Source organism: Streptomyces sp. NPDC058279, from assembly GCF_042881255.1.
GTDB lineage: Bacteria > Actinomycetota > Actinomycetes > Streptomycetales > Streptomycetaceae > Streptomyces.
The window spans coordinates 242,234-266,230 of sequence record NZ_JBHVYA010000005.1; the positions used below are offsets into that span (position 1 = coordinate 242,234).

A 23,997-nucleotide genomic window follows, 5' to 3' on the forward strand; every position below is an offset into this window, starting at 1 on the left:
TTCTCCGGCCCACAGGGACGGCGGCCGTCCCCGCCCCGGGCGGCGGGCGGTGACCCCGGGGCACGACACCCGACCCGGGCGGCGCACGGCCCCCACAGCCTCCGAGGCCCACGCGCGCGCCACCCTCGGCAAGGCCCGGACGGAGAACTTCCCCGTCGCCCCCGCCTTCCTCCCGCGCGCCTGGCGCACGGGCCTGATGGCGGTCTACGGGTACGCCCGGCTGGTCGACGACATCGGCGACGGCGACCTCGCCCCCGGCGGACGCGACGCCGTACTGCTGGGTCTCGACCCGGCCGCCACCGACGACCGGCTCGCCATGCTGGACGCCTTCGAAACCGACCTCAAGCGCGTCTTCGGCGCCGCCGACGGCCCCCCGCGCCACCCGCTCCTCCAGGACCTGAGGCCCGTGGTCCGCGCCCACGGCCTCACGCCCGAACCCTTCCTCGGCCTCATCGAGGCCAACCGCCAGGACCAGCGGATCTCGCGCTACGACACCTACGAGGACCTCGTCGCGTACTGCGAGCTGTCCGCCAACCCGGTCGGCCGGCTCGTCCTCTCCCTCACCGGTACCGGCACCCCCCAGCGGGTCCGCCACTCCGACGCGATCTGCACCGCCCTGCAGATCGCCGAGCACCTCCAGGACGTCACCGAAGACCTCGGCCGCGACCGGATCTACCTCCCCGGCCGGGACATGCGCCGCTTCCACGTCGATGAGACCGACCTCAAAGCGCCCACCGCCGGAGCGTCCGTGCGCTCCCTGATCGCATTCGAAACCGAACGCGCCCGCGCGCTGCTGGACGAGGGCGCCCCGCTCGTCGGCAGCGTGCGCGGCAGGCTCCGGCTGCTGCTCGCGGGTTTCGTGGGAGGGGGGCGTGCCGCCCTGAACGCCATCGCGGCCGCCGGCTTCGACGTGGCCCCCGGCCCGCCCAAGCCCACCAGGAGCGGCCTGCTCCGCGAGGTGGCCGCCGTCCTGCGCACAGCGCCGAGAAAGGGGTGAGCCCGAACGTGGAGGGCCCCACACACGCGTCCGCACCGTCCACACCGACCGTGCTGTCCGCACCGATTTCCGCGGCCTACAGCTACTGCGAGGCCGTCACCGGCGCCCAGGCGCGCAACTTCGCGTACGGCATCCGCCTGCTGCCCACGGACAAGCGGCAGGCGATGTCCGCGCTGTACGCCTTCTCCCGCCGCGTCGACGACATCGGCGACGGCACGCTGCCCGCCGACGCCAAGCTCGCCCGGCTGGAGGAGACCCGCGGCCTGCTCGGGCGGATCCGCGCCGAGGAGATCGACGAGGACGACACCGACCCGGTCGCCGTCGCCCTCGCCCACGCCGCCCGCCGCTTCCCGATCCCCCTCGGCGGCCTCGACGAACTCATCGACGGGGTCCTGATGGACGTCCGCGGCCAGACCTACGAGACCTGGGACGACCTCAAGGTCTATTGCCGCTGCGTGGCCGGCGCCATCGGACGGCTCTCCCTCGGCGTGTTCGGCACGGCCCCCGGCGCCGCCGACGCGGCCCGCGCCCCCGAGTACGCCGACACCCTCGGCCTCGCGCTGCAACTCACCAACATCCTCCGCGACGTTCGCGAGGACGCCGGCAACGGACGCACCTATCTGCCCGCCGAGGACCTCGCCAAGTTCGGCTGCGCCGACGGTTTCCACGCCGACCGGGCGCCCGCCGGCGCCGACTTCGCCGGACTCGTCCACCACGAAGTCCGCCGCGCCCGCGCACTGTTCGTCGAGGGGTACCGGCTGCTGCCCATGCTCGACCGGCGCAGCGGCGCCTGTGTCGCCGCCATGGCCGGCATCTACCGGCGCCTCCTGGACCGCATCGAACGCGAACCCGAGGCCGTCCTGCGCGGACGCGTCTCGCTGCCGACCCACGAGAAGGCGTACGTCGCGGTCCGCGGCCTCTCCGGCCTCGACGCGCGGACCATCTCCCGCCAGAGCACCAGGAGGCGGAGCTGATGGCCGCCGGAGCAACCCCCTGCGACGCCCCCGCGTCCCTCGGGGCGACAAGGGAGCGCGCATGACCTCGAACCACGCGGTGGTCATCGGCGGTGGCCTCGCCGGGGTCACCGCCGCCCTCGAACTCGCCGACGCCGGACTGCGGGTGACCCTCCTGGAGAGCCGGCCCCGCCTCGGCGGCCTCGCCTTCTCCTTCAAACGCGGCGACCTCACCGTCGACAACGGCCAGCACGTCTACCTCCGCTGCTGCACCGCCTACCGCTGGTTCCTCGACCGGGTCGGCGGCGCCGCCCTCGCGCCGTTGCAGGAGCGACTCGACGTCCCCGTGCTCGACGTCGCCCACCCCGGAGGCCCGCGCCTGGGCCGACTGCGCCGCAGCGCCCTGCCCGTACCCCTGCACCTGGCCTCCTCCCTGGCGCGCTACCCGCACCTGTCCCTCGCCGAACGGGCGTCCGTCGGGCGCGCCGCCCTCGCGCTGCGCCGCCTCGACCCCGCCGACCCGGCGCTGGACGGCCTGGACTTCGCGACCTGGCTGGGCCGCTACGGCCAGTCCCCGCGCGCCATCGAGGCGTTGTGGGACCTCGTCGGCATCGCCACCCTCAACGCCACCGCCGACCAGTCCTCGCTGGGCCTGGCCGCCATGGTCTTCAAGACCGGCCTGCTCTCGGAGAACGGCGCCGCCGACATCGGTTGGGCCAAGGTCCCGCTGGGCGAACTCCACGACACCCTCGCCCGCAAGGAACTCGACGCCGCCGGAGTCCGCACCGAACTGCGCGCCCGGGTCACCGACATCACCCGCTCCGAGGACGGGAACTGGCGGGTGGACACCGAGACCGAGACCCTGGACGCCGCCACGGTCGTCCTCGCCGTCCCGCAGCGCGAGGCCCACGGCCTGCTGCCGCCCGGCGCCCTGGCCGACCCCGACAAGCTCCTCGACATCGGCACCGCCCCCATCCTCAACGTCCACGTCGTCTACGACCGCAAGGTGCTCAAGCGGCCCTTCTTCGCCGCGCTCGGCTCCCCGGTCCAGTGGGTCTTCGACCGCACCGACGCCTCCGGACTCACCGACGGCGGCCAGTACCTGGCCCTGTCCCAGTCCGTCGCCCAACAGGACATCGACGAGCCCGTCTCCGTCCTGCGGACCAAGTACCTCCCCGAACTGGAACGGCTGCTGCCGGCCGCACGCGGCGCCAAGGTGAAGGACTTCTTCGTCACCCGCGAACGCACCGCCACCTTCGCCCCCACCCCCGGCGTCGGCCGGCTGCGCCCCGGCTTCCGGACCGACACGCCGGGGCTGTTTCTCGCCGGTGCGTGGACCGCCACCGGTTGGCCCGCGACCATGGAGAGCGCCGTCCGCAGCGGACTGGGCGCGGCACACGCCGCACTCGCCGCGCTCGGCCGCCACCGCGAACACCCCCTGCAAGAGGCGGCATGACCACCACCAGCACCAGCGGCACACCCGCTCCACGCTCAGCAGCACGTACAGGAACCAGAGGAGAGCCAGTGAACCCGGGGAATCCGGCTGTCGAGAACACCGGCGCCAGTGTGGGCGCGGCCGGTGGAGAGGCAGCGGACACGCTCGCCCTCCTGGAACGCGGCCGCACGCTGTCCACCCCCGTGCTCCGCGCCGCCGTGGACCGGCTCGCGGCGCCCATGGACACCGTCGCCGCCTACCACTTCGGCTGGATCGACGCGCAGGGCAACCCCGCCGACGGCGACCAGGGCAAGGCCGTGCGCCCCGCCCTCGCGCTGCTCTCCGCCGAAGCCGCGGGCGTCCCGGCCGAGGTCGGCGTCCCGGGCGCCGTCGCCGTCGAACTCGTCCACAACTTCTCCCTGCTGCACGACGACCTGATGGACGGCGACGAGCAGCGCCGCCACCGCGACACGGTGTGGAAGGTGCACGGTCCGGCGCAGGCCATCCTCGTCGGCGACGCGCTCTTCGCCCTCGCCAACGAGGTCCTGCTGGAATTGGGCACCGTCGAGGCGGGCCGTGCGGCGCGCCGACTGACCACCGCCACCCGCAAGCTCATCGACGGGCAGGCGCAGGACATCTCCTACGAGCACCGCGAGCGCGTCAGCGTCGAGGAGTGCCTGGAGATGGAGGGCAACAAGACCGGCGCCCTGCTCGCCTGCGCGGTCTCCATCGGCGCCGTCCTCGGCGGCGCGGACGACCGGACCGCCGACAAGCTGGAGGAGTACGGGTACCACCTCGGCCTCGCCTTCCAGGCCGTCGACGACCTCCTCGGCATCTGGGGCGACCCGGAGGCCACCGGCAAGCAGACCTGGAGCGACCTGCGCCAGCGCAAGAAGTCCCTGCCGGTCGTCGCCGCCCTCGCGGCGGGCGGACCCGCCTGCGAGGAACTGGCCCGGCTGCTGGCCGCCGACGCCAAGAGCAACGACTTCGAGAACTTCTCGGAAGCGGAGTTCGCCGCCCGAGCCGCCCTCATCGAGGAGGCCGGCGGACGCCAGTGGACCGCCGACGAGGCCCGCCGCCAGCACACGGTGGCGATCCGCGCGCTCGACGACGTCGACATGCCGCAGCGGGTGCGCGACCAACTCGTCGCCCTCGCCGACTTCGTCGTCGTGCGCAAGAGGTGATTATCGTCCGGGCGCGGATATGAATCATGAGTCGCCGGCCGGCGCCGCCCACCCACTCGGCACCGCCTAGGCGTGCACCGGCCGACGGCAGACCCCAGCACAGCAGAGACCACTGCACGAAGGGGAAGCCATGACAGCGACGACCGACGGCGGCGGAACCCCGGGCGCGGGGCCCGCGCGCGAGCCGGCCGCCACCCCGGGCCCGTTGCCCGGGGTCCGGGACGCCACCGAGCGCGCCACCCGCCACCTGCTCGACTCGCAGGACCCGGCCGGCTGGTGGAAGGGCGACCTGGAGACCAACGTCACCATGGACGCCGAGGACCTGCTGCTGCGGCAGTTCCTCGGCATCCGGGACGAGGCCACCACGCGGGCCGCCGCCCAATTCATCCGGGGTGGGCAACGCGAGGACGGCACCTGGGCCACCTTCCACGGCGGACCGCCCGAACTCTCCGCCACCGTCGAGGCGTACGTGGCGCTGCGGCTGGCCGGGGACCCGCCCGACGCCCCGCACATGGCGCGCGCCTCGGCCTGGGTCCGGGCCCACGGGGGGATCGCCGCGGCCCGGGTCTTCACCCGGATCTGGCTGGCCCTGTTCGGCTGGTGGAAGTGGGAGCACCTGCCCGAACTCCCGCCCGAACTGATCTTCCTGCCCCGCTGGGTGCCCCTCAACATCTACGACTTCGGCTGCTGGGCCCGCCAGACCATCGTCCCGCTCACCGTGGTCTCCGCCCTGCGCCCGGTCCGTCCGGCGCCGTTCGCGCTGGACGAGCTGCACACCGACGCGCGCCACCCGAATCCGGTCAAACCCCTCGCCGCGGTGACGAGTTGGGACGGGGTCTTCCAGCGCATGGACAAGGCCCTGCACCTCTACCGGCGCTTCGCCCCGCGCCGGCTGCGCAAGGCCGCCATGGACACCGCCGCCCGTTGGATCATCGAGCGCCAGGAGAACGACGGCTGTTGGGGCGGGATCCAGCCGCCGGCCGTCTACTCCGTCATCGCGCTGCACCTGCTCGGGTACGACCTCGGCCACCCCGTGATGCGGGCCGGTCTGGAATCCCTCGACCGGTTCGCCGTCTGGCGCGAGGACGGCTCCCGGATGATCGAGGCGTGCCAGTCGCCGGTCTGGGACACCTGCCTCGCCGCCATCGCCCTGGCCGACGCGGGAGTCCCGACCGACCACCCGGCGCTCCTCAAGGCCGCGGACTGGATGCTCGGGGAGGAGATCACCCGGAGCGGCGACTGGGCCGTGCGACGTCCCGGACTCGCCCCCGGCGGCTGGGCGTTCGAGTTCCACAACGACACCTACCCCGACATCGACGACACCGCCGAGGTGGTCCTGGCCCTGCGCCGGATCGCCCACCCCGAACCGGGGAGGGTCGAGGCCGCCATCGCCCGCGGGGTGTCCTGGAACCTCGGCATGCAGTCGAGGAACGGCGCCTGGGGCGCCTTCGACGCCGACAACACCAGCCCGTTCCCCAACCGGCTGCCCTTCTGCGACTTCGGCGAGGTCATCGACCCTCCCTCGGCCGACGTCACCGCCCACGTCGTCGAGATGCTGGCCGTCGAGGGCAAGGCGGGCGACCCCCGGACCCGGCGCGGCATCGACTGGCTGCTGGCCGAACAGGAGCCCGGTGGCGCCTGGTTCGGCCGCTGGGGCACCAACTACGTCTACGGCACCGGCTCGGTGGTCCCGGCCCTCACCGCCGCGGGGCTGCCGACCGGGCACCCCGCGATCCGACGCGCCGTGGCCTGGTTGGAGTCCGTACAGAACGAGGACGGGGGGTGGGGGGAGGACCAGCGGTCCTACAAGGACCCGGCCTGGGCGGGGAAGGGCGCGTCCACGCCCTCCCAGACCGCCTGGGCGCTCATGGCCCTGCTGTCGGCCGGTGAACGCGAGGGCAAGGCCGTGGAACGCGGCATCGCCCACCTCGTGCACACCCAGCGCGAGGACGGCTCCTGGGACGAGCCGTACTTCACCGGCACCGGCTTTCCCTGGGACTTCTCCATCAACTACCACCTGTACCGGCAGGTGTTCCCGCTGACCGCGCTCGGCCGCTACCTGTACGGGGAACCGTTCGGCCCCGACGGCAGGACGCGGCCCCTGGCCGGGGCCACCGTGCGCCCCGCCCGGCAGAGCGCGGTGCGGCTCACCGGACAGGCCACCGTGCCCGCCGGTCAGGCCACGGTGCCCGCCGGTCAGGCGACAGTGCGGCACACGAACGAGACCCCGGTCAGGCCCGCGCACGAGGTCCCCGCGCACGAGACCGCGGCGACATCCGCGGGCGAGGCCGTGGCGGACCCCGTGCGCGAGGCCACGGCGATCCTGGCCGAGGAGGCGTGATGGGCGACCGCGCCGACCCCGGCGCCGTACCGCTGCTGATCGCCTGCGCCCTGCGCATCGAACGGCTCGCCCTGCGCAGCGGCGGCGACCGCGGCTCGCCGCGCGCGTACGCCGTCCTGCGCACCGGCATGGGCCCGCGCGCCGCCGACCGCGCCGTCTCCCGGGCACTCGCCCCGACCGACATGGCCGGCGCCGCCGTCCTCGCCACCGGCTTCTGCGCCGGCCTCGCCCCCGGCATGAATCCGGGCGACCTGGTCGTCGCCGAGGAGACCCGGGACCCCCGCGGCACCGTCGTCTGCGCCGGCGCCCCCCTGCTCGCCGAGGCACTGGCCCGGGCCCTTCCCGGCCGGACCGTGCACACCGGTGCACTGACCGGATCCGACCACGTCGTACGGGGCCAGGAGCGCGCCCGGCTGCGCGCCACCGGCGCCATCGCCGTCGACATGGAATCCGCGGCCACCCTGTGGACCGCCACCAGCGGCGCGAGCCGTCCGGTTGCGGCCGTCCGGGTGATCGTGGACGCTCCGGAGCATGAGCTCGTCCGAATCGGCACGGTTCGCGGAGGAATATCGGCCTTCCGCGTATTGCGTGCCGTACTGCCCGCGTTTTATGACTGGCACCGTTCTTTGCCGCTCCCCAGGAGGTGAGCCAGATGGCCATGCCGTTGCGACAGTCCATCAGGGTCGGGACCTATCTTCTCGAACAGAAGCTCCGCAAGCGGGAGAAGTTCCCGCTGATCGTCGAGCTCGAACCGCTCTACGCCTGCAACCTGGCCTGCGAGGGCTGTGGGAAGATCCAGCACCCGGCGGGGGTGCTCAAGCAGCGCATGCCCGTCGCCCAGGCCGTCGGCGCCGTGCTGGAGTCCGGGGCTCCCATGGTGTCCATCGCCGGTGGCGAGCCCCTGATGCACCCCCAGATCCATGAGATCGTGCGCCAGTTGGTGGCCCGCAGGAAGTACGTCTTCCTCTGCACCAACGCGATGCTGCTCCGCAAGAAGATCGAGAACTTCACCCCCTCCCCGTACTTCGCCTTCGCGGTGCACATCGACGGGCTGCGTGAGCGGCACGACGAGTCCGTGGCCAAGGAAGGCGTCTTCGACGAGGCGGTGGCCGCCATGAAGGAGGCCAAGAGGCGTGGCTTCCGGGTCACCACGAACTCCACCTTCTTCAACACCGACACCCCGCAGACGATCATCGAGGTGTTGAACTACCTCAACGACGACCTCAAGGTCGACGAAATGATGATCTCGCCCGCCTACGCCTACGAAAAGGCCCCCGACCAGGAACACTTCCTGGGCGTCGAACAGACCAGGGAACTCTTCAAGAAGGCATTCGCAGGCGGCAACCGGCGGCGCTGGCGGCTCAACCACTCGCCGCTCTTCCTGGACTTCCTGGAAGGCAAGGCCGATTTCCCCTGCACCGCCTGGGCCATTCCGAATTACTCGCTCTTCGGCTGGCAGCGCCCCTGCTACCTGATGAGCGACGGATACGTCCCGACGTACCGGGAACTGATCAACGACACCGACTGGAGCAAGTACGGTCGCGGAAAGGACCCCCGCTGCGCGAACTGCATGGCGCACTGCGGGTACGAGCCGACCGCCGTCCTCGCCACGATGGGCTCCCTCAAGGAGTCCCTGCGCGCGGCCAGGGAGACGATCGGCGGCAACCGCGGCACGTCGGCATGACGTCCGCGACCGGCGGGGGCAAGGGCTTCGACCTCGGGGCCCTGCTCGCGGAACGCGGTGCCGAGCGGTACGAGCTGCACGCCCGGCACCTCAACCACCAGCTGCCCCGGATGCTGCGCACCATCGGCTTCGACAAGGTCTACGAGCGGGCCGAAGGCGCCCACTTCTGGGACGCCGAGGGCAACGACTACCTCGACATGCTCGCCGGGTTCGGCGTGATGGGCCTCGGCCGGCACCACCCGGTGGTCCGCCGGGCGCTGCACGACGTCCTGGACGCCCAGCTCGCCGACCTCACGCGCTTCGACTGCCAGCCCCTGCCCGGCCTGCTCGCCGAGAAGCTGCTCTCCCACAGCCCCCACCTGGACCGGGTCTTCTTCGGCAACAGCGGCACGGAAGCGGTGGAGACGGCCCTCAAGTTCGCCCGGTACGCCACCGGACGCCCCAGGGTCCTCTACTGCGACCACGCCTTCCACGGCCTGACCACCGGCTCCCTCTCGGTCAACGGGGAGGGCGGCTTCCGCGACGGCTTCGCGCCCCTCCTCCCCGACACGAAGATCGCGCTCGGCGACCTGGCCGCGCTGGAGCGGGAACTGAAACGCGGCGACGTGGCCGCGTTTGTCGTGGAACCAGTCCAGGGCAAGGGGGTCCTCGCGCCCCCACCCGGTTTCCTGCTCGCCGCGCAGGACCTGTTGCGCCGCCACAAGGCGTTGCTGATCGCCGACGAGGTGCAGACCGGCCTCGGACGTACCGGTGATTTCTACGCGTACCAGAACGAACCGGGAGTGGAACCTGACCTGGTGTGCGTGGCCAAGGCCCTCTCCGGGGGCTACGTACCGGTCGGGGCGACCCTCGGCAAGGATTGGATCTTCAAGAAGGTCTACTCCTCCATGGACCGGGTGCTGGTGCACTCCGCCAGCTTCGGATCCAACGCCCAGGCGATGGCGGCGGGGCTGGCCGTGCTCAGCGTCATGGAGGACGAGGGGATCGTGGCCCGTGCCCGGGCGACGGGCGACCTGCTGCGCGGCCGGCTCGCGGCGCTGGTGGACGAGTACGAGCTGCTGCACGAGGTGCGCGGCCGCGGGCTGATGATCGGCATCGAGTTCGGCCGGCCGTCCTCGCTCGGGCTGCGCAGCCGTTGGACGATGCTCCAGGCGGCCCGCAAGGGGCTCTTCGCGCAGATGGTCGTGGTGCCGCTGCTCCAGAAGCACCGGATCCTCACCCAGGTCTCCGGGGACCACCTGGAGGTCATCAAACTGATCCCGCCGCTGATCATCGACGAGCAGGACGTGGACCGGTTCGTCGGCGCCTTCCGCGAGGTCATGGACGAGGCGCACGGCGGTGGCGCCCTGATGTGGGACTTCGGCAGGACGCTGGTGAAGCAGGCCGTCGGCAACCGCTGACGGCCCGCCCGGCAGTCGCGTCAGTCGAGGAGCCGGTCCCTGAGCCGGCCGAGGGTCGCGGGCGTGAGTCCGAGTCCCTCGGCCAGGTAGGGCTCCACCCCGCCCCAGGTCTCGTCGATCGTCTCGAAGGCCGCGGTCACGAACTCGGCGCGGGCGTCGAAGAGCGGAGCCAACAGCTCCATCACCTCGGGGGAGCGCGCGTCGGCGGAGTCGTCGCCGCGGCGCACCCGGTAGCGGTTGTGCGGGGCGTTCGACTCCAGGTAGTCCGCCACGATCGCCTCGCGCTCGACGCCGAGGGCGAGGAGCGTGACGGCGATCGACAGTCCCGCCCGGTCCTTGCCGGCCGCGCAGTGCATCAGGGCGGGCACGCTGTCCTCGGCGAGCGCGTGTACGACCCGGCTGTGCTCGGCCGTCCGGCCCCTGATGATCGCCCGGTACGAGGTCCGCATCCGGGCGGCGGCCCTGCCCTCGCCCAGGAGCCCCCGGAGCTGACCCAGGTCGCCGTCCCGGACCATGGTCCAGAATTCCCGGCCGTCCGCCGGATCCGTCAGCGGGATGTTCACGTTCCGGACGCCAGGCAGATCGACGTCCGGTCCTTCCAGCGCGTGGTCGGCCCCGTTCCGGAAGTCGAAAACGGTGTGGAGGCCGAGCGAGGACAGGAATTCCACATCGTTTTCGGTGGCATGCGCCAGATGTCCGCTTCGGAAGAGAAGTCCCGACCTGACCCTTCGTCCGTCGGTGGTCGGCAGTCCGCCCACGTCACGGAAATTGCGCACTCCGGACAGTTCGGGCCCGGTGGGTGGGTCGGCGGCTATCTGCTGGGTCACGAGTCGGGTCCTCCGCATCGTCATGGGCCGTCGCGGCCGGGTGGCGGCCGCGACCGTCGGGCCGACGCCACGCTGTCCGAATTAGGTCGGTTGAGAACAACTTGCCGTATCCGGGGGCGAGATCGCGCCGGATCCCGTGAGCCAGATCATACGGTGACCGAGCGTGCCTGATCGCGAAACCCGAATTCCCTTGTCCGGGCGGTTGTTGCGGGGCCGGAATGGACGGAGGGTGACGGGAATTCAGTGGCCTTCTCAAATCTGCTATTCCGTCAGGGAATTCATGGCTTGTTGTGTGTGCCCCCACTCGATTACCTTCGCGATCGATCCGGGTGGACCGCCGAATCCTGCCGCCGCCCGGGAACCGCACCCGACTATTCACGCGCGCGGCAGGAGCGGGGGAACCAGGTAAGCCGCTGTTCCGGATCTTCCCGCCGGAACGGCTCGGGGTGAAGTCGTACACCGCTGCGTACGGCCGGACATCTCCAGTCCGAACCCGACAGCTCACCTCGCAGGCGACGGAGAGGAATTCGTCATGCCCGCACACGGCAAGCACCGCCGCCCGAAGTCCCGTGCCATGTCCCGCGGACTGGCCGCCGCCGGCACCGGTGGCGCCGCCCTGGCGCTCCCGCTGATGGGTGCCGCCGGCGCCCACGCCGCCCCGGCCGCCGCCCCCGCCGCACCGCCCGTCCAGGCCCCGCTGCTCCCGGTTTCCCAGCAGGCCGCGCCCGTCGCGGCCCCGGCGACCGCCCCCGGCGTCTACACCGTCGTCCCCGGCGACTACCTTTCGAAGATCGCCGCCGAACGCCATCTCTCCGGCGGCTGGGAGCGGCTGTACGCCGACAACCGCGAGGCCGTCGGCGCGAATCCCTCCCTCATCCACCCGGGCCTGAAGCTGACCCTCGGCGCCCGCGCGGACCACGACGCGCACGGCGACCACGCCTCCGCCGAGACGGCCTCCCGGGACTCCGGCGCGGCTTCGGCCCCGGCCTCCTCGGACGACTCCTCCACCACGGCTCAGGCACCCTCCGAGCCCGGCTCCGGCAGCGGTTCCGCCGAGGCGCCGCAGGCCGCGCCGTCCGCGCAGGGCTCCGGCTCCGCCGCCGGCACGGTCTCGGCGTCCGGATTCGTCGCCCCGGTCGACGGCGGGACCTCCACCCCGTACAAGCAGGCGGGCAGCATGTGGTCTTCCGGTTACCACACCGGCGTCGACTTCATCGCGAGCACCGGCACCACCGTCAAGGCCGTCGGCGCCGGCACCGTCGTCACGGCCGGCTGGGGCGGCGCGTACGGCAACGAGGTAGTGATCCGGCACGCCGACGGCAAGTACTCCCAGTACGGCCACCTCTCGCAGATCTCCGTCTCGGTCGGCCAGAGCGTCACCGCCGGACAGCGCATCGGACTCTCCGGCGCCACCGGCAACGTGACCGGCCCGCACCTCCACTTCGAGGTCCGCACCGGCCCGGCGTACGGCTCCGACATCGACCCGCTGGCGTACCTGCGCTCCAAGGGCGTCAACGTCTGACGGGCCAGGGCGGGCGCCCGTGGACGCGTGAGGCCGGCACCCCCGAGGTGGTGCCGGCCTCACGCGTTTCTTATTCCTCATGTGCATCGTGGCGTAGATCACGGTCCGTCAAACCCTGCTTACGTTGGCGTAGGTCGCCCGTGGGGGTGAAGGATGTGGTGCTGTGGCAGCGACGACGACGACACTCAAGACCATCGGCTCGTACGCGGCGATCGGGGACAGCTTCACCGAGGGCGTGGGGGACCCGGGACCCGGGGATTCGTACCTGGGCTGGGCGGACCGGCTGGCCGTACTCCTGGCCGACCAGCGGGACGAACACGATTTCCGGTACGCGAACCTGGCCGTCCGGGGGAAGCTCCTCGACCAGATCGTGGCCGTGCAGGTGCCGAGGGCGAAAGCCCTCGCACCCGACCTCGTCACCTTCTGCGCGGGCGGCAACGACATCATCCGCCCGGGAACCGACCCGGACGACGTGGCGGAGCGCTTCGAGGCGGCCGTCGCCGACCTCGCCGGCTCCGTGGGCCGCGTCATGATCACGACCGGCTTCGACACCCGGGGCGTGCCGGTCCTCAAGCACCTCCGGGGCAAGGTGGCGACATACAGCGCGCACGTGCGCGCCATCGCCGACCGGTACGACTGCCCGGTGCTCGACCTCTGGTCCCTCAAGTCCGTGCAGGACAGGCGGGCGTGGGACGCCGACCGGCTGCACCTCTCGCCCGAGGGGCACACCCGGGTGGCGCTGCGCGCGGCCCAGGTCCTCGGCCTGGACGTGCCGGCCGACCCCGACCAGCCGTGGCCGCCGGAGCGACCGCGCGGCTCGGTGGACGTCACGCGGGACAACATCCAGTGGGCGCGCGAGCACCTGGTGCCCTGGATCGGACGGCGGCTGCGCGGCGAGTCCTCCGGGGACCACGTCGAGGCGAAGCGGCCGGACCTGCTGCCGTTGTAGGGCGTACGCGCCGACGGGGGGTCGGGGCGGCGGGGCGGCGCAAGGGGGTCGGGTCGGCGGGAGCGGGGCGGGCGGGGCCGGTGGATCGCGACACGCCGGGGGGCGCGAGCGGAATCCTCGGGGCCCGGTGTGCGTTGGGATGATCGTAGTCACGCACGACCGTCCTGCCCCCATCCTCACAGGAGGCGCCTTGTCCGGCTCCCGTCCCTTGCGTCCGCGGCTGCGTGCCCTGCGACCCGAAGCCTTCGGCGCGGACCCGTCCGGCGCGCGGCTGGAGCGCATCCTGCGCTCGCCCCACTTCGCCGACGGGGTCTTCCAGAACCCGGTGGGGGCCCGGACCAGGCCGTCCGGTTCCATGGCGGAGTTCGCCAAGATCTACTTCCACAAGGAGCAGCGCCTGCGGCGCAGCCCGGGTGCGCCGATCCCGGTCTACCCGACGACGCTGGCCGAGCTGGCCAAGCCGCCGGTGAGCGGGCTACGACTGACCTGGATGGGGCACTCCAGCGTCCTCGCCGAGATCGACGGCCGTCGGGTGCTGTTCGACCCGGTGTGGGGAGAGCGGTGCTCTCCCTTCCCGTTCGCCGGACCGAGGCGGCTGCACCCGGTACCGGTACCGCTGGCCTCGCTGGGCAAGATCGACGTCGTGGTGATCTCGCACGACCACTACGACCACCTGGACCTGCCGACGATCAAGGCGCTCGCCGGCACGGACACGGTGTTCGCCGTCCCGCTCGGCGTCGGAGCCCATCTGGAGCGCTGGGGGGTCCCGGCGGACCGGCTGCGCGAGCTGGACTGGAACGAGAGCACCAAGGTCGCCGGGCTCTCCCTCACCGCCACCCCCGCCCGCCACTTCTGCGGGCGCGGTCTGCGCAACCAGCAGTTCACCCTGTGGGCGTCCTGGGTGGTGGCGGGCGACGCGCACCGGATCTACCACAGCGGCGACACGGGCTACTTCCCGGGCTTCGCGGAGATCGGCGCCGCGCACGGCCCGTTCGACGCCACGATGATCCAGATCGGCGCGTATTCCGAGTACTGGCCCGACATCCACATGACCCCGGAGGAGGGCATGCAAGCCCATCTCGACCTCCAGGGCGGCACACCGAGCGGCACGATGCTCCCGATCCACTGGGGCACCTTCAACCTGGCACCGCACCCGTGGGACGAGCCGGGCGAGGGCACCTTCGCGGCGGCGGAAGCGGCCGGTGCGGCGATCGCCCTGCCGGTACCGGGCCGGCCCTTCGAGCCGGGAGCCGCCGACGCGCCGGCCGAGCCGTGGTGGCGTCCCTTCGTCGCGAACGCCGCCCCCGCCGCGACCCCGTCCCCCTCCCACCCGACCGCCACGCCGCCGAAGCCGGCGCCGGTCCACGAGGAGCCGGAGGCGGTGGGCTCGTAGCGGCCGCGTGGCGACCTGGCGGGCGGTGGCCGTGCAGCGGTCCGCTGGTCCGCTGGTCCGCTGGGCGGCCGGGCGGATGGGCGGCTCCGAGGCGGGCGGTGGATTCGGGCTCTCGTGCGAGCGCTCCTTCCCAGGCGGTAAGCAGCCCGGTGAAGTTGCCCGACTCGGCGCCCGGGGCGGGAGCGTGCGGTCTAGCGTGGGTACCCGGTGATCAACACCGGTCCTCGCAGTGCCGAGGACCGGGCCCCACGTACCGAGGACCCCGATGTCCGGATACCGCGCCGCCCGCCACGCTCCGTCGAGACACGCCGTCACCGGCCCCGGTCGGCACTTACGCCCCCAGCTGGTCCGGGCCGCCGTCCTGCCCACCCTCGCCGCCGGACTCAGCGGCGCGGCCGCCGTGATCTTCACCTTGCAACTCGGAGGCGGATCGGGCGCCCGGGACCCCCGGCTCTGGCCCGTCCTCACCGGCTGCGGGCTGCTCGTGATGGGTGCGCTCGCCGCCGCCCTGCTCGGTGCCCAGCGCGGGGCCCGGGCCGTACGCGAACGGTGCGAGTCCCTGCGCCGCTCCAGCCTGCGCGGCCGCCAGGAACTGCGGGCGGCCCTCGATCGGCTGGAGTGCGGCGAGACGCCGCCCCGCCCGGTGCGCGGCGGTGCCGGCGGGCCGCCGCCGGGCGACGACCCCGCCCGGCTGGACGAGTTCTGGCTGCTGGGGCAGGAACTGCGCGGTGCGCGCGAGCAGGTGTACGGGACCCTCGTCCGGCTCGCCGGCCGGGCCGCCCCGTCCGACAGCGACCGCAAGGTCGAGGTCTTCGTCAACCTCGCGCGTCGGCTGCAATCCCTCGTGCACCGCGAGATCTCCTTGCTGGACGACCTGGAAGACACGGTCGAGGATCCCGACCTGCTGAAGGAGCTCTTCCACGTCGACCACCTCGCGACCCGGATCCGACGCCACGCCGAGAACCTCGCCGTGCTCGGCGGCGCCGCCTCCCGGCGGCAGTGGACCCGGCCCATCGACCTGAGCGAGGTGCTCCGATCCTCCGTCGCGGAGGTCGAGCAGTACACGCGGGTCAAGGTGGTGCCCCCGGCGGGCGGCACCGTCCGTGGGCACGCCGTCGCCGACGTCGTCCACCTGCTGGCGGAACTCGTCGAGAACGCCACCGTCTTCTCCGCCCCCGACACCGACGTGGTGGTGCGCGCCGAACGCGTCACCGCCGGGATCGCGGTCGAGGTGGAGGACCGGGGCCTGGGCATGCCGGCCGAGGAACAGCGCCGGATGAACGCCCTGCTGGGCGATCCGGACCAGGTCGACGTGCGGCACCTGCTGGCGGACGGCCGGATCGGCCTGTACGTGGTGTCCGCGCTGGCCCGCAGGCACGGGGTCGCCGTCGAGCTCAAGTCCAACATCTACGGCGGTGTGCTCGCGGTGCTCGTCCTGCCGCAGGAGCTGCTGGGCGCGGAGGCGTCCACCGCCGCCGACGCGCACGATGTCGCGCGGGCCACCTCGTGGGGGACCGGGGCGGGGGCGCAGATGCCCCCGCTGGAACCCGTACGCACGATCACCCCCGCGCCACGCCGGCCGGAGCCGGCGGAGGCGGCTCCGACGGTACCGACGTGGGCCGAGCCGGTACCGGAGCCAGTGGGGGAGCCGGTGGGAGAGTCGGCTCGGGACTGGGAGCCGGAACCGGAGTGGCGGCCGGAGCCGGTTCCGGCACCGGTTCCGCATGCGGTGGTGGAGCCCGCCCCCGCCCCTGCCCCTGCCCCTGCCCCCGCCCCTGCCCCCGCCGCCGACCCGGTTCCGGTCGCCTTCACGGTGCCCGCCGCGCGGACGGACCCCGACCGGCCGCTGCTGCCCCGGCGCCGCGCCCAGGAGCACGTCGTGCCCGAGCTGCGCGAGGCCCCGGCCCCGCGCAGCACCCCGGAAGCCGAGCCGCCCGTACACGACCCGGGCCTGATGGCGGCCTTCCAACGGGGCTTCGACCGGGCCCAGTCGGAGCCCCGGGCGTGACCCCGCCCGGCGCCCCGGCCCGCGTCCCCTCGCCTCCCCCTTTCTCACCCCACCCCCCACCCCGGCAAGGAGCACACCCTCATGAGCGGCGAAGTGGCCACCAGGACAAGCCGGCTCTCGGATCTCGACTGGCTGCTCGGCGGCCTGGTCCAACGGGTGCCGTACACGCGCAGCGCGGTCCTGCTCACGGCGGACGGCCTCGTGAGCTGCGTGCACGGCCTCGACACCGACAGCGCGGACCACATGGCGGCGCTGGCCTCGGGCCTGTATTCGCTGGGCCGCAGCGCCGGCTCCCGGTTCGCGGCCGGCGCGGAGGTACGGCAGGTGGTGGTGGAGCTCGACACGGCGCTGGTGTTCGTCACGGCGGCCGGGTCCGGCACCTGCCTGGCCGTACTCGCCGACCGGGAGGCCGACGCGGGGGTGCTGGGCTACGAGATGGCGATGCTGGTGAAGAGCGTACGTCCCTACCTGGCGGCGCCGCCGCGTCGGCCCGTCGCCGATCCGGAGCGATGAGGGCCCGGGCGCGGGGGGCGTACGGGTCCGGTCCGGGGCGGGACACCGCCCCCTGGCTGGACGACACGGCGGGCCGGGTCATGCGGCCCTACACCGCGAGCGGCGGGCGGACCCGGCCGGCCGTCGCGCTCGACCTGCTCTCGCTGGTCACGGCGACGGGCGTACGCCCGCGCGTGCCGCTCGGCGCGGAACACACCCTCGCACTGCGCTTGTGCGCCGGCGCGTCGGCGGTGACGGTGGCCGAGGTGGCCGGGCAGCTGAGGCTGCCGGCGGGGGTGGTGAAGGTGCTGCTGTCCGATCTGATGGAACACGGAGCCGTCGAGGCGCGGGCCCCGAGGTTCCCGGGCGGCGACTCGCTCGCCGCCGACGACCTGGACCTGTTGCGGGCGGTGCTCGATGGCCTACGCCGAAGGCTGTGACGACCGGGGCCTGCCCACGACCTTGAAGATCCTGGTCGCGGGCGGGTTCGGGGCGGGAAAGACGACCTTCGTGGGCGCGGTGAGCGAGATCGAACCGCTGTGCACGGAGGAACTGCTGAGCGACCTCGGTGAGAGCGCCGACCCCCTCGAAGGGGTGGAGGCGAAGACGACGACCACGGTCGCCCTGGACTTCGGCAGGCTCACCCTCGACCGGGGCCACGTCCTGTACCTCTTCGGCACGCCCGGGCAACAGCGCTTCTGGTTCCTGTGGGAGGAGCTGTGCGCGGGCGCGCTGGGGGCGGTGGTGCTGGCCGACACGCGCCGCCTCGCGGACTGCTTCCCGGCCGTGGACTTCTTCGAGCGGCGCGGGATCGCCTTCGTCGTCGCCGTCAACGAGTTCGACGGCTGCCACCGCTACACGCCCGGGGAGGTCCGGGAGGCGGCGGGGCTGGGGCCGGACGTACCCGTCGTGCGGTGTGACGCGCGGCTGACCAGTTCCGGTACGGGGGCGCTGGCCGCCCTCGTCCACCACCTGCTGTTCAACGCCGGTTCCGGGCGGGCGACGGAACCGGCCACCTAGGAGGATCGGGGGAACCGTCATGACGTACTACGAATCGACCGGCCACCTGCTGCTCACCCCGGTGGACCGGGAGGCGCCCGGCCGGGCCGTCCGGCTGCGCGAACTGCACCTCGGCGAGCGGCCCGACGCGGAACTCGACGCCTTCGCGCGGCGGATCGCGCAGACCCTGGAGGTGCCGTATGCGGGGGTCAACTTCGTCGGTGAGGAACGGCAGTTCTTCGCGGGCCTCCACCACCGTCCCGACGCCCCGCCGAGCGGCTACCCGGCCCGCGTGCTGACCCGCGACCTCGGGTACTGCCCCCATGTGGTGGTCCGGGGGCGGGCGTTGGTGCTGGAGGACGTACGCGACTTCGCGCGCTTCGCGGGCAACGCCGTCGTGGACGGGAGCGGGGTGCGCTCGTACGCCGGGGCGCCGCTCACGGACCGACGGGGGCTCGTCCTGGGGACGGTGTGCGCGGTGGACGTGGTGCCCAGGCGGTGGGGGACGGAGGGGCTGGGGACGGTGAAGGCCCTCGCGGCGGAGCTGGCGGAGCTGCTGCGGGAACGGGAGGACCGGTGCCGCTGACCGGGGACCTCAGGCGGCCGGCCGCAGGAAGGCGGAGATCCGCTCCCTGAGCGAGCGGGGATCCAGGCCGTGGGCGGCGGTGTGCTCGGCGATGGTTCCGTAGCGCCGCAGTTCGGCGCGGCCGACGCCCAGGCCCAGGACCCGGTGCGGCAGGTCGGCGAGGGCGTCGTTGGCGGCGGCGGTGGAGGTTCCGGCGAGGTACGGCTCGACCAGGACCACGTCGGCCGCCGGGCCCCGTCCGGCGGCCGCGCGCAGGACCGCGTCGTCGAAGGGCCGCACGGTCGTCCCGTACAGCACCGTCACGTCCAGGCCCTCGGTCGCGGCGAGCACGTTGTCCAGCAGTGGTCCGACCGCCAGCACCACGCCCGCGCGTCCCTCCCGTACGGTGTGGAACCCGGGGCCGGTCGCGGGGCGCGGCTCGGCGTTGGACTGCGCGCTGAGGCGGACGTACACCTTGTCGTCCCCGGCGGCGTACGCGGCGCGCAACAGCGCCTCGGCCTCGTCGGGGTGGCCCGGCACATGCACCGTCCAGCCGTCGAGGGTGTCCAGCAGGGCCACGTCGCCGGGCGCCATATGGGTGAAACCGCCGGCCGGCCAGTCGTAGCTCGCGCTCGCGCTGACGAGGACGCCGCCCGTGCCCTGGTGCCCGAAGTCCAGCTTGACCTGCTCGAACGGCCGCTCCACCAGGAAACTGGCGAAGGTGTGCATGATCGGCCGCAGCCCGGCCAGGGCGAGGCCGCCGCCCACTCCGACGAGCAACTGCTCCCGGATTCCGACGTTGACCACCCGGTCGGGGTGGCGCTGTCGGGCGGGCCGGAACCCGTCCATGGTGATCTCGGCGAGCACGAGTGCCAGCCGGGGGTCCTCGTCGAGCATCTTCGACGTGACCGTGATGAACCGCTCCCGCATGGTGTCCATTTCTCCCCTGCCCCTTGGTGGTGTCCGGTCTCAGAACTTCTTCTCCACGCGGGCCACGACGGCGTGCGGCCGGCCCGGGTGGGGCGCCGTGAAGGCGGCGTACAGCGCGGCGTGGTCCCGCCCGTCGACGGTGGTCGCCGACCAGCCGGCGGCCTCGAAGCGGGAGGCGATCCCGCCGGGCCAGCCGTGGGTCGCCGAGTCGTTGTCGATCACCACGGTGTGCAGCCGCTCCAGGCCGGCCGAACCCGCGTAGGCCAGCGCCTCGTGGTTGCTGCCCTCGTCGAGTTCCGCGTCCCCGATCAGCACCCACACGGCCGGGTCGTCCAGCCCCTGTGCCCGCAGCCCGAGCGCGGTGCCGACGGCCAGCGGCAGCCCGTGGCCGAGCGAGCCGCTGCCGATCTCGACCCCGGGGATCAGGGTGCGGTCCGGGTGGTGGCCGAGCGGGGAGTCGAACCCGCCGAAGCCGCTGAGCCATTCGGCGGGGAAGTACCCCTTGGCGGCGAGGACGGCGTAGTACGCCATCGGGCCGTGCCCTTTGGACAGCAGGAACCGGTCGCGCCCCATGTCATCGACGGACCCGGGCCCCACCCGCAGCACCCGGTCGTACAGCACCCACAGCACGTCGAGCGTGGAGGTGGCGGCGGGCCCGTGTTTCTCGGCGCCCGTCATGAGCGCGATCAGCCGACCCAGGTCGTGGTAGCGGAGCTCCGTGTCCGCCGGTGTTTGCGTCATGCACCTACCGTGCAACCTCAAGCGCGGTTGAGGTCAACCGCCCCCGCCCCGATCCGTCAGACCGCCCGCACCGCCGCAATGTGCGCGCGACCACCCGGCGAAGTGCGGTATTGTTTCCCTGCGCGTTCGGCCTGGGAGAAAACCCCAGGTCAGCGGGTATCGGGACGTGGCGCAGCTTGGTAGCGCACTTGACTGGGGGTCAAGGGGTCGCAGGTTCAAATCCTGTCGTCCCGACTCGAAAGAGTCGCAGATCAGGGGCCGTTTTGGAGCAATCCGAAACGGCCCCTTGATCGTTTTTGGGGACCAGTTGGGGACCAGGGCGGTCAGTGCGGGTCAGATTTTCAGAGTGGCCACTGATCGGGTGATCCAGGCCGAGTCAGGATGAGGACCGCAACGCACAGGGCTCCCGCGCCGTTGGGGGAGGTGTTCGAAGTCTCAACCCATTGGCACAGGAGCCCTGTTGGTTCCCCATCCTGCCGCACTCGACCTGCCTCATGCTCTGGTCGAGTGGGTATCCATGCTCATCGTCACCCGTGAGGGTGACCGCCGCTGCAAGCTGCCGCCCCATCAGCGTGCCCTCGTGGGCCTGGTCTACCTCCGCCGGCACGACACGCTCGCGCAGATCGCCGCCGGCTTCGGCATATCCGTCGGCACCGCCCACGCCTACGTCACGGCGGTCGTCCAGCACCTGTCCGGTCGGGCACCGGGCCTCCTGCGGGTCCTGCGCGAGGCCGATCCGGACTACGTCCTGCTCGACGGGACGCTCGCCGAGTGCGACCGTGTCGGCGACAGCCGGGCCGACTTCTCCCAGAAGCACCGTCGCCACGGAGTGAACGTGCAGGTCGTGGCCGATCCCGCGGGCGACCTGCTGTGGATCTCACCCGCACTGCCCGGCCGCACCCACGACCTGAGCGCCGCCCGCACCCACCGCATCATCCGGATCTGCGAACGCCAGGGCGTCGCCGTCCTCGCCGACCGCGCCTACATCGGGGCCGGCCCCTGGGTGACCACACCGTTCAGACGACTCCCGAACCGGGACCTGACCACGACCCAGCAGACGATCAACCGAGTCCTGTCAGCGGCGCGGGCACCCGTCGAACGAAGCGTCGCGCGACTCAAGTCCTGGCGCATCTTCCGCAAAGCCCGCTGCAGCCCCAACCGCATAACGACCATCGCCGCCGCCGTCCTCACTCTGGAGCGTCAACGCTGAAAATCCTCACTGACCCTCGCAGGGTTGACCTTGATGAGCCCGTCTCGAACGGCTTGCTCCATCACACGCACGAGGACCGCGATGGTGTTCTTGACGGTGGAGCGGCTGTGTTCGTCAGCGATCCACCGGTAGACCGTCCGGTCCACGGCGCCGTTGGTGATCACCGGGACCGGGAGATGGCCAAGGGAAGGGACAACGCGGAGCCGCCAACCGGCTAGATAGGGGTCGAGCGTCTTGAGTTCCAGCCCCCCGGAGAGCGAGGTCCATGTTCGTGGTGCCGTAGTCGGCCAACGGCATCGTGGCGAGCGCTGGGTCGGGTCAATGCGGTCAGGTGCCTGTCATAGGCGATGGTGGCGGTACAGGAGTCGGGGTCGGTCAGGGCTGCTGCGCGTGCCACGATCCAGGCAGCGGACGCGACGGGCGCGCAGGCGGCACGCATGGAGCCGGAGACGTCGACGGCGATACCCACGCGCAGCGGTGGGGTGGGGGAGTTCCGGCGGCGGGTGTGGGTGAACGGTTCCGCGGTGGGGACCGACCCGGCCGCGCGTTGAGCGTCCCGGGCGAGGGCCGCGCGCATATTGAGGCGGCCGGGCGGGGTGGGGCTGGTGGTCCGCTCCTCGGTCCGCTCGCCGACGTCACGGCGGCCGAGGACCAGGGCCGCCACGGCGGCGGCGTGCTCGATGCCCTGGAGGGTGGGGTTGGCGATGTCGGGCATGACCAGGGTTCGGGCGCTGGTGCGCAGGTAGGTGCGGTCCGTGGGCCGCGTGATCAGGTGTGCGCCTTCGACACGGCTCTCCTCCAGCAGGAGCGCGGCCTCGACGACACGGGGGTTCGCTCCGGCCGGCGCCGTCCAGACGGAGTGGGCCGCGTGCGCGGCCTCGTGGACGAACACTCCCCAGGCGGCGGCATACCGCTCCGCGTCGCCCACGATCCGCGGATGGATCTCGTGGGGCTGGAGCGGGGCGAACAGGCCGGCGCCGAACTCGCCCTCGCCCAGAGTGGGGAAGAACGCGGCCGGTGCGCCGCTGCGCGCGCCGGGGCGGCAGGTGACGAGGAGGTCCTGGCGGCCGGAGAGGGCGACCAGCCGATCGCCGAGTTCGGCTCCCACGCGCAGCCGCGCGTCCGGGGAGGAACGGGGTTGCGCGGGCGGGGCGCCGTCGTCGTCCCATCGCGCGAGGTCGGCGTCGTCGTTCCGCGTGGTGGCGGGGGACTGGACGTGGTGGTGGGCGCTCATCGCGAGCGGCCCCGGTGCGCGGAGCCGGTGACGCCCGGGGGCTGCCGGACGGCCGAGGCGGACAGCTGCTTGCCGAGGGTGAGGGGAGCGATCTCCTTGACGCCGACAGCCTTGATGACGGCGGCGGCGACGGCGTCGCGATCCTCCAGAGGAGCGATGCCGACCAGGTTCGCGAGCGCGGCTTTGGTGCCGAGGACGGCCTCGGTCTTCTGGTAGCCGAGTTCGTGTTGGCCAGCAGCCCGCCGCCAATGGCCGGGAACAGGTACTCGTGGTCGGCAGACGCCCCGCCGGTGCAGCGTCCGCAGTGGCGCATCCAGGACGGCGAACACGCGCCCAATCAGGCCCAGGCCGCAATGGCGCTGACTGGGCATCGGCTTGACAACGTCCGAGAGGGCACCTGACAAACGGTCCCGGACCGCCAAAGTCCCCTATCCATAGGTTATTTTGACTGGCCTGTCCGTCTCGAATCGACTGCCATAACGAACGAAGGGAAACGCCATGAGGATCACCAGGACTGCACGTAGGACGCGGGCCAGGATTGCCGTGTCCGTCGCGGCCCTGGCCGCGGGCTCACTCATACTCACCGCCTGCGGCGGAAGCAGCGACAGCGCCGGCAAGCTCGACGGCACCTACTACGTCAAGGACGTCAACGGCACGTCCCAACTCGGCCAGCTGGTCGTCAAGGGCAACAGCGTCTCGCATCATGAGTACACCTGCGATGGTGTCTATGACGAGCCGGACGTGACCAGCACCGGCGAGTTCACCAAGGATCAGACCCAGATCATCTGGACGGTCGCCGGAGACGACAGCCGCAACAAGCGGACCGGCAGCGAGTCGATCTCGACCAGCAACACCTCGATCAGCATCGGCGGTAGCGTGTACGTGCGTGACGACTCCGATGCCGGAAAGACCCTGTTGGACGGCTTCAAGGCCAAGTGCGCCAAGTAGCGTCGACGTCCCGCCTGGCCGGCGAAGCAGCACAGAACCCCGTGGCATCGCGTCCACGGGGTTCTGTGCTTCCTCGGCTGGTCAAGCCTCTGACGTCTCCTCCTGAAGCTGCGGCGCCCGGTATGGACGACGCACCCGGTGAGGTTGATCGTTCTCACCGGGTGCGTCAGGCCTCCACGCTCGCC

Annotated in this window: 21 protein-coding genes, 1 tRNA gene, 3 pseudogenes and 1 riboswitch; of the genes and pseudogenes, 19 read left to right on the plus strand and 6 right to left on the minus strand. The window is 72.4% G+C overall.

What is annotated here, in order from left to right; translation table 11 throughout:
- Positions 1–49: 49 nt before the first annotated feature.
- From hpnC to ACFVXJ_RS13025, 8 genes are all read left to right on the plus strand, one after another.
- A complete protein-coding gene (gene hpnC, locus ACFVXJ_RS12990; RefSeq protein ID WP_389661768.1) occupies positions 50–997 on the plus strand; it encodes a squalene synthase HpnC in 948 nt (315 codons plus the stop codon).
- Positions 994–1,971 (plus strand): presqualene diphosphate synthase HpnD, encoded by a 978-nt coding sequence (gene hpnD / locus ACFVXJ_RS12995; RefSeq protein ID WP_389661769.1) that lies wholly within the window; start codon positions 994–996, stop codon positions 1,969–1,971. The genes hpnC and hpnD overlap by 4 nt, the downstream gene beginning before the upstream one ends.
- Positions 1,972–2,032: 61 nt before the next feature.
- Positions 2,033–3,406 carry a hydroxysqualene dehydroxylase HpnE gene (gene hpnE, locus ACFVXJ_RS13000; RefSeq protein WP_389661770.1) on the plus strand — a complete coding sequence of 458 codons (1,374 nt, stop codon included), beginning with the start codon at positions 2,033–2,035 and terminating at the stop codon, positions 3,404–3,406.
- A 68-nt stretch (positions 3,407–3,474) separates the two neighbouring features.
- Positions 3,475–4,569, plus strand: a complete 1,095-nt coding sequence (locus tag ACFVXJ_RS13005; protein ID WP_389661771.1) for a polyprenyl synthetase family protein — start codon at positions 3,475–3,477, stop codon at positions 4,567–4,569.
- Positions 4,570–4,699: 130 nt separating this feature from the next.
- Positions 4,700–6,910: a squalene--hopene cyclase gene (shc, locus tag ACFVXJ_RS13010; RefSeq protein ID WP_389661772.1), complete on the plus strand. Its 2,211-nt coding sequence runs from the start codon at positions 4,700–4,702 to the stop codon at positions 6,908–6,910.
- Positions 6,910–7,557 (plus strand): 1-hydroxy-2-methyl-2-butenyl 4-diphosphate reductase, encoded by a 648-nt coding sequence (locus ACFVXJ_RS13015; RefSeq protein WP_389661773.1) that lies wholly within the window; start codon positions 6,910–6,912, stop codon positions 7,555–7,557. Before shc ends, ACFVXJ_RS13015 begins: the two co-directional genes overlap by 1 nt.
- 5 nt (positions 7,558–7,562) lie before the next feature.
- Entirely contained in the window at positions 7,563–8,594 is a 1,032-nt protein-coding gene (hpnH, locus tag ACFVXJ_RS13020) for an adenosyl-hopene transferase HpnH (RefSeq protein ID WP_389661774.1), read from the plus strand.
- Complete coding sequence (locus ACFVXJ_RS13025; RefSeq protein ID WP_389661775.1) at positions 8,591–9,994, plus strand: aspartate aminotransferase family protein; 1,404 nt, start codon at positions 8,591–8,593, stop codon at positions 9,992–9,994. Before hpnH ends, ACFVXJ_RS13025 begins: the two co-directional genes overlap by 4 nt.
- A 20-nt stretch (positions 9,995–10,014) precedes the next feature.
- Here ACFVXJ_RS13025 and ACFVXJ_RS13030 read toward each other — a convergent pair whose 3' ends face one another.
- Positions 10,015–10,821: a tyrosine-protein phosphatase gene (locus ACFVXJ_RS13030; protein WP_389661776.1), complete on the minus strand. Its 807-nt coding sequence runs from the start codon at positions 10,819–10,821 to the stop codon at positions 10,015–10,017.
- Between the two features lie 358 nt (positions 10,822–11,179).
- Positions 11,180–11,349, plus strand: a riboswitch (cyclic di-AMP (ydaO/yuaA leader).
- Between the two features lie 4 nt (positions 11,350–11,353).
- On the opposite strand from ACFVXJ_RS13030, the gene ACFVXJ_RS13035 reads away from it, so the two are divergent.
- From ACFVXJ_RS13035 to ACFVXJ_RS13070, 8 genes are all read left to right on the plus strand, one after another.
- The gene (locus ACFVXJ_RS13035) at positions 11,354–12,343 is read left to right on the plus strand and encodes a LysM peptidoglycan-binding domain-containing M23 family metallopeptidase (RefSeq protein WP_389661777.1); all 990 of its coding nucleotides are present in this window, start codon (positions 11,354–11,356) and stop codon (positions 12,341–12,343) included.
- A 163-nt stretch (positions 12,344–12,506) separates the two neighbouring features.
- Positions 12,507–13,292 (plus strand): SGNH/GDSL hydrolase family protein, encoded by a 786-nt coding sequence (locus tag ACFVXJ_RS13040; protein WP_389661778.1) that lies wholly within the window; start codon positions 12,507–12,509, stop codon positions 13,290–13,292.
- 190 nt (positions 13,293–13,482) lie between these two features.
- The gene (locus ACFVXJ_RS13045; RefSeq protein ID WP_389661779.1) at positions 13,483–14,685 is read left to right on the plus strand and encodes an MBL fold metallo-hydrolase; all 1,203 of its coding nucleotides are present in this window, start codon (positions 13,483–13,485) and stop codon (positions 14,683–14,685) included.
- Between the two features lie 265 nt (positions 14,686–14,950).
- A complete protein-coding gene (locus ACFVXJ_RS13050) occupies positions 14,951–16,693 on the plus strand; it encodes an ATP-binding protein (RefSeq protein WP_389661780.1) in 1,743 nt (580 codons plus the stop codon).
- A gap of 81 nt (positions 16,694–16,774) precedes the next feature.
- Positions 16,775–17,206: a roadblock/LC7 domain-containing protein gene (locus tag ACFVXJ_RS13055; RefSeq protein ID WP_389661781.1), complete on the plus strand. Its 432-nt coding sequence runs from the start codon at positions 16,775–16,777 to the stop codon at positions 17,204–17,206.
- Positions 17,203–17,625 (plus strand): DUF742 domain-containing protein, encoded by a 423-nt coding sequence (locus tag ACFVXJ_RS13060; RefSeq protein ID WP_389661782.1) that lies wholly within the window; start codon positions 17,203–17,205, stop codon positions 17,623–17,625. Before ACFVXJ_RS13055 ends, ACFVXJ_RS13060 begins: the two co-directional genes overlap by 4 nt.
- Positions 17,603–18,205: an ATP/GTP-binding protein gene (locus ACFVXJ_RS13065; RefSeq protein WP_389661783.1), complete on the plus strand. Its 603-nt coding sequence runs from the start codon at positions 17,603–17,605 to the stop codon at positions 18,203–18,205. The genes ACFVXJ_RS13060 and ACFVXJ_RS13065 overlap by 23 nt, the downstream gene beginning before the upstream one ends.
- Before the next feature lie 19 nt (positions 18,206–18,224).
- Positions 18,225–18,770, plus strand: a complete 546-nt coding sequence (locus tag ACFVXJ_RS13070) for a GAF domain-containing protein (protein ID WP_389661784.1) — start codon at positions 18,225–18,227, stop codon at positions 18,768–18,770.
- A 9-nt stretch (positions 18,771–18,779) separates the two neighbouring features.
- Here ACFVXJ_RS13070 and ACFVXJ_RS13075 read toward each other — a convergent pair whose 3' ends face one another.
- Together ACFVXJ_RS13075 and ACFVXJ_RS13080 are read right to left on the minus strand one after the other, a co-directional pair.
- Positions 18,780–19,688: a transketolase gene (locus ACFVXJ_RS13075; protein ID WP_389661785.1), complete on the minus strand. Its 909-nt coding sequence runs from the start codon at positions 19,686–19,688 to the stop codon at positions 18,780–18,782.
- A 30-nt stretch (positions 19,689–19,718) separates the two neighbouring features.
- Positions 19,719–20,420, minus strand: coding sequence for a transketolase (locus tag ACFVXJ_RS13080; protein WP_389661786.1), 702 nt, complete (start codon positions 20,418–20,420; stop codon positions 19,719–19,721).
- 160 nt (positions 20,421–20,580) lie between these two features.
- Here ACFVXJ_RS13080 and ACFVXJ_RS13085 point away from each other — a divergent pair.
- Both ACFVXJ_RS13085 and ACFVXJ_RS13090 read left to right on the plus strand, forming a co-directional pair.
- Positions 20,581–20,654, plus strand: a tRNA-Pro gene (locus tag ACFVXJ_RS13085).
- 226 nt (positions 20,655–20,880) lie between these two features.
- On the plus strand, positions 20,881–21,630 hold the full coding sequence (locus ACFVXJ_RS13090) for a transposase family protein (RefSeq protein ID WP_389661787.1): 750 nt from the start codon (positions 20,881–20,883) through the stop codon (positions 21,628–21,630).
- Between the two features lie 8 nt (positions 21,631–21,638).
- On the opposite strand, the pseudogene ACFVXJ_RS13095 reads toward ACFVXJ_RS13090, so the two are convergent.
- The 3 pseudogenes from ACFVXJ_RS13095 to ACFVXJ_RS13105 all read right to left on the minus strand — a co-directional run.
- Positions 21,639–21,927: pseudogene (locus tag ACFVXJ_RS13095) on the minus strand (site-specific integrase); the annotation flags it as partial.
- Positions 21,928–21,931: 4 nt separating this feature from the next.
- Positions 21,932–22,864: pseudogene (locus ACFVXJ_RS13100) on the minus strand (hypothetical protein); the annotation flags it as partial.
- Positions 22,861–23,085, minus strand: a pseudogene (locus ACFVXJ_RS13105) (hypothetical protein); the annotation flags it as partial. The pseudogenes ACFVXJ_RS13100 and ACFVXJ_RS13105, both read right to left, overlap by 4 nt.
- 322 nt (positions 23,086–23,407) lie before the next feature.
- Between ACFVXJ_RS13105 and ACFVXJ_RS13110 the strand changes: the two are divergent.
- On the plus strand, positions 23,408–23,812 hold the full coding sequence (locus tag ACFVXJ_RS13110) for a hypothetical protein (RefSeq protein WP_389661788.1): 405 nt from the start codon (positions 23,408–23,410) through the stop codon (positions 23,810–23,812).
- The last annotated feature ends 185 nt before the right edge of the window (positions 23,813–23,997 follow it).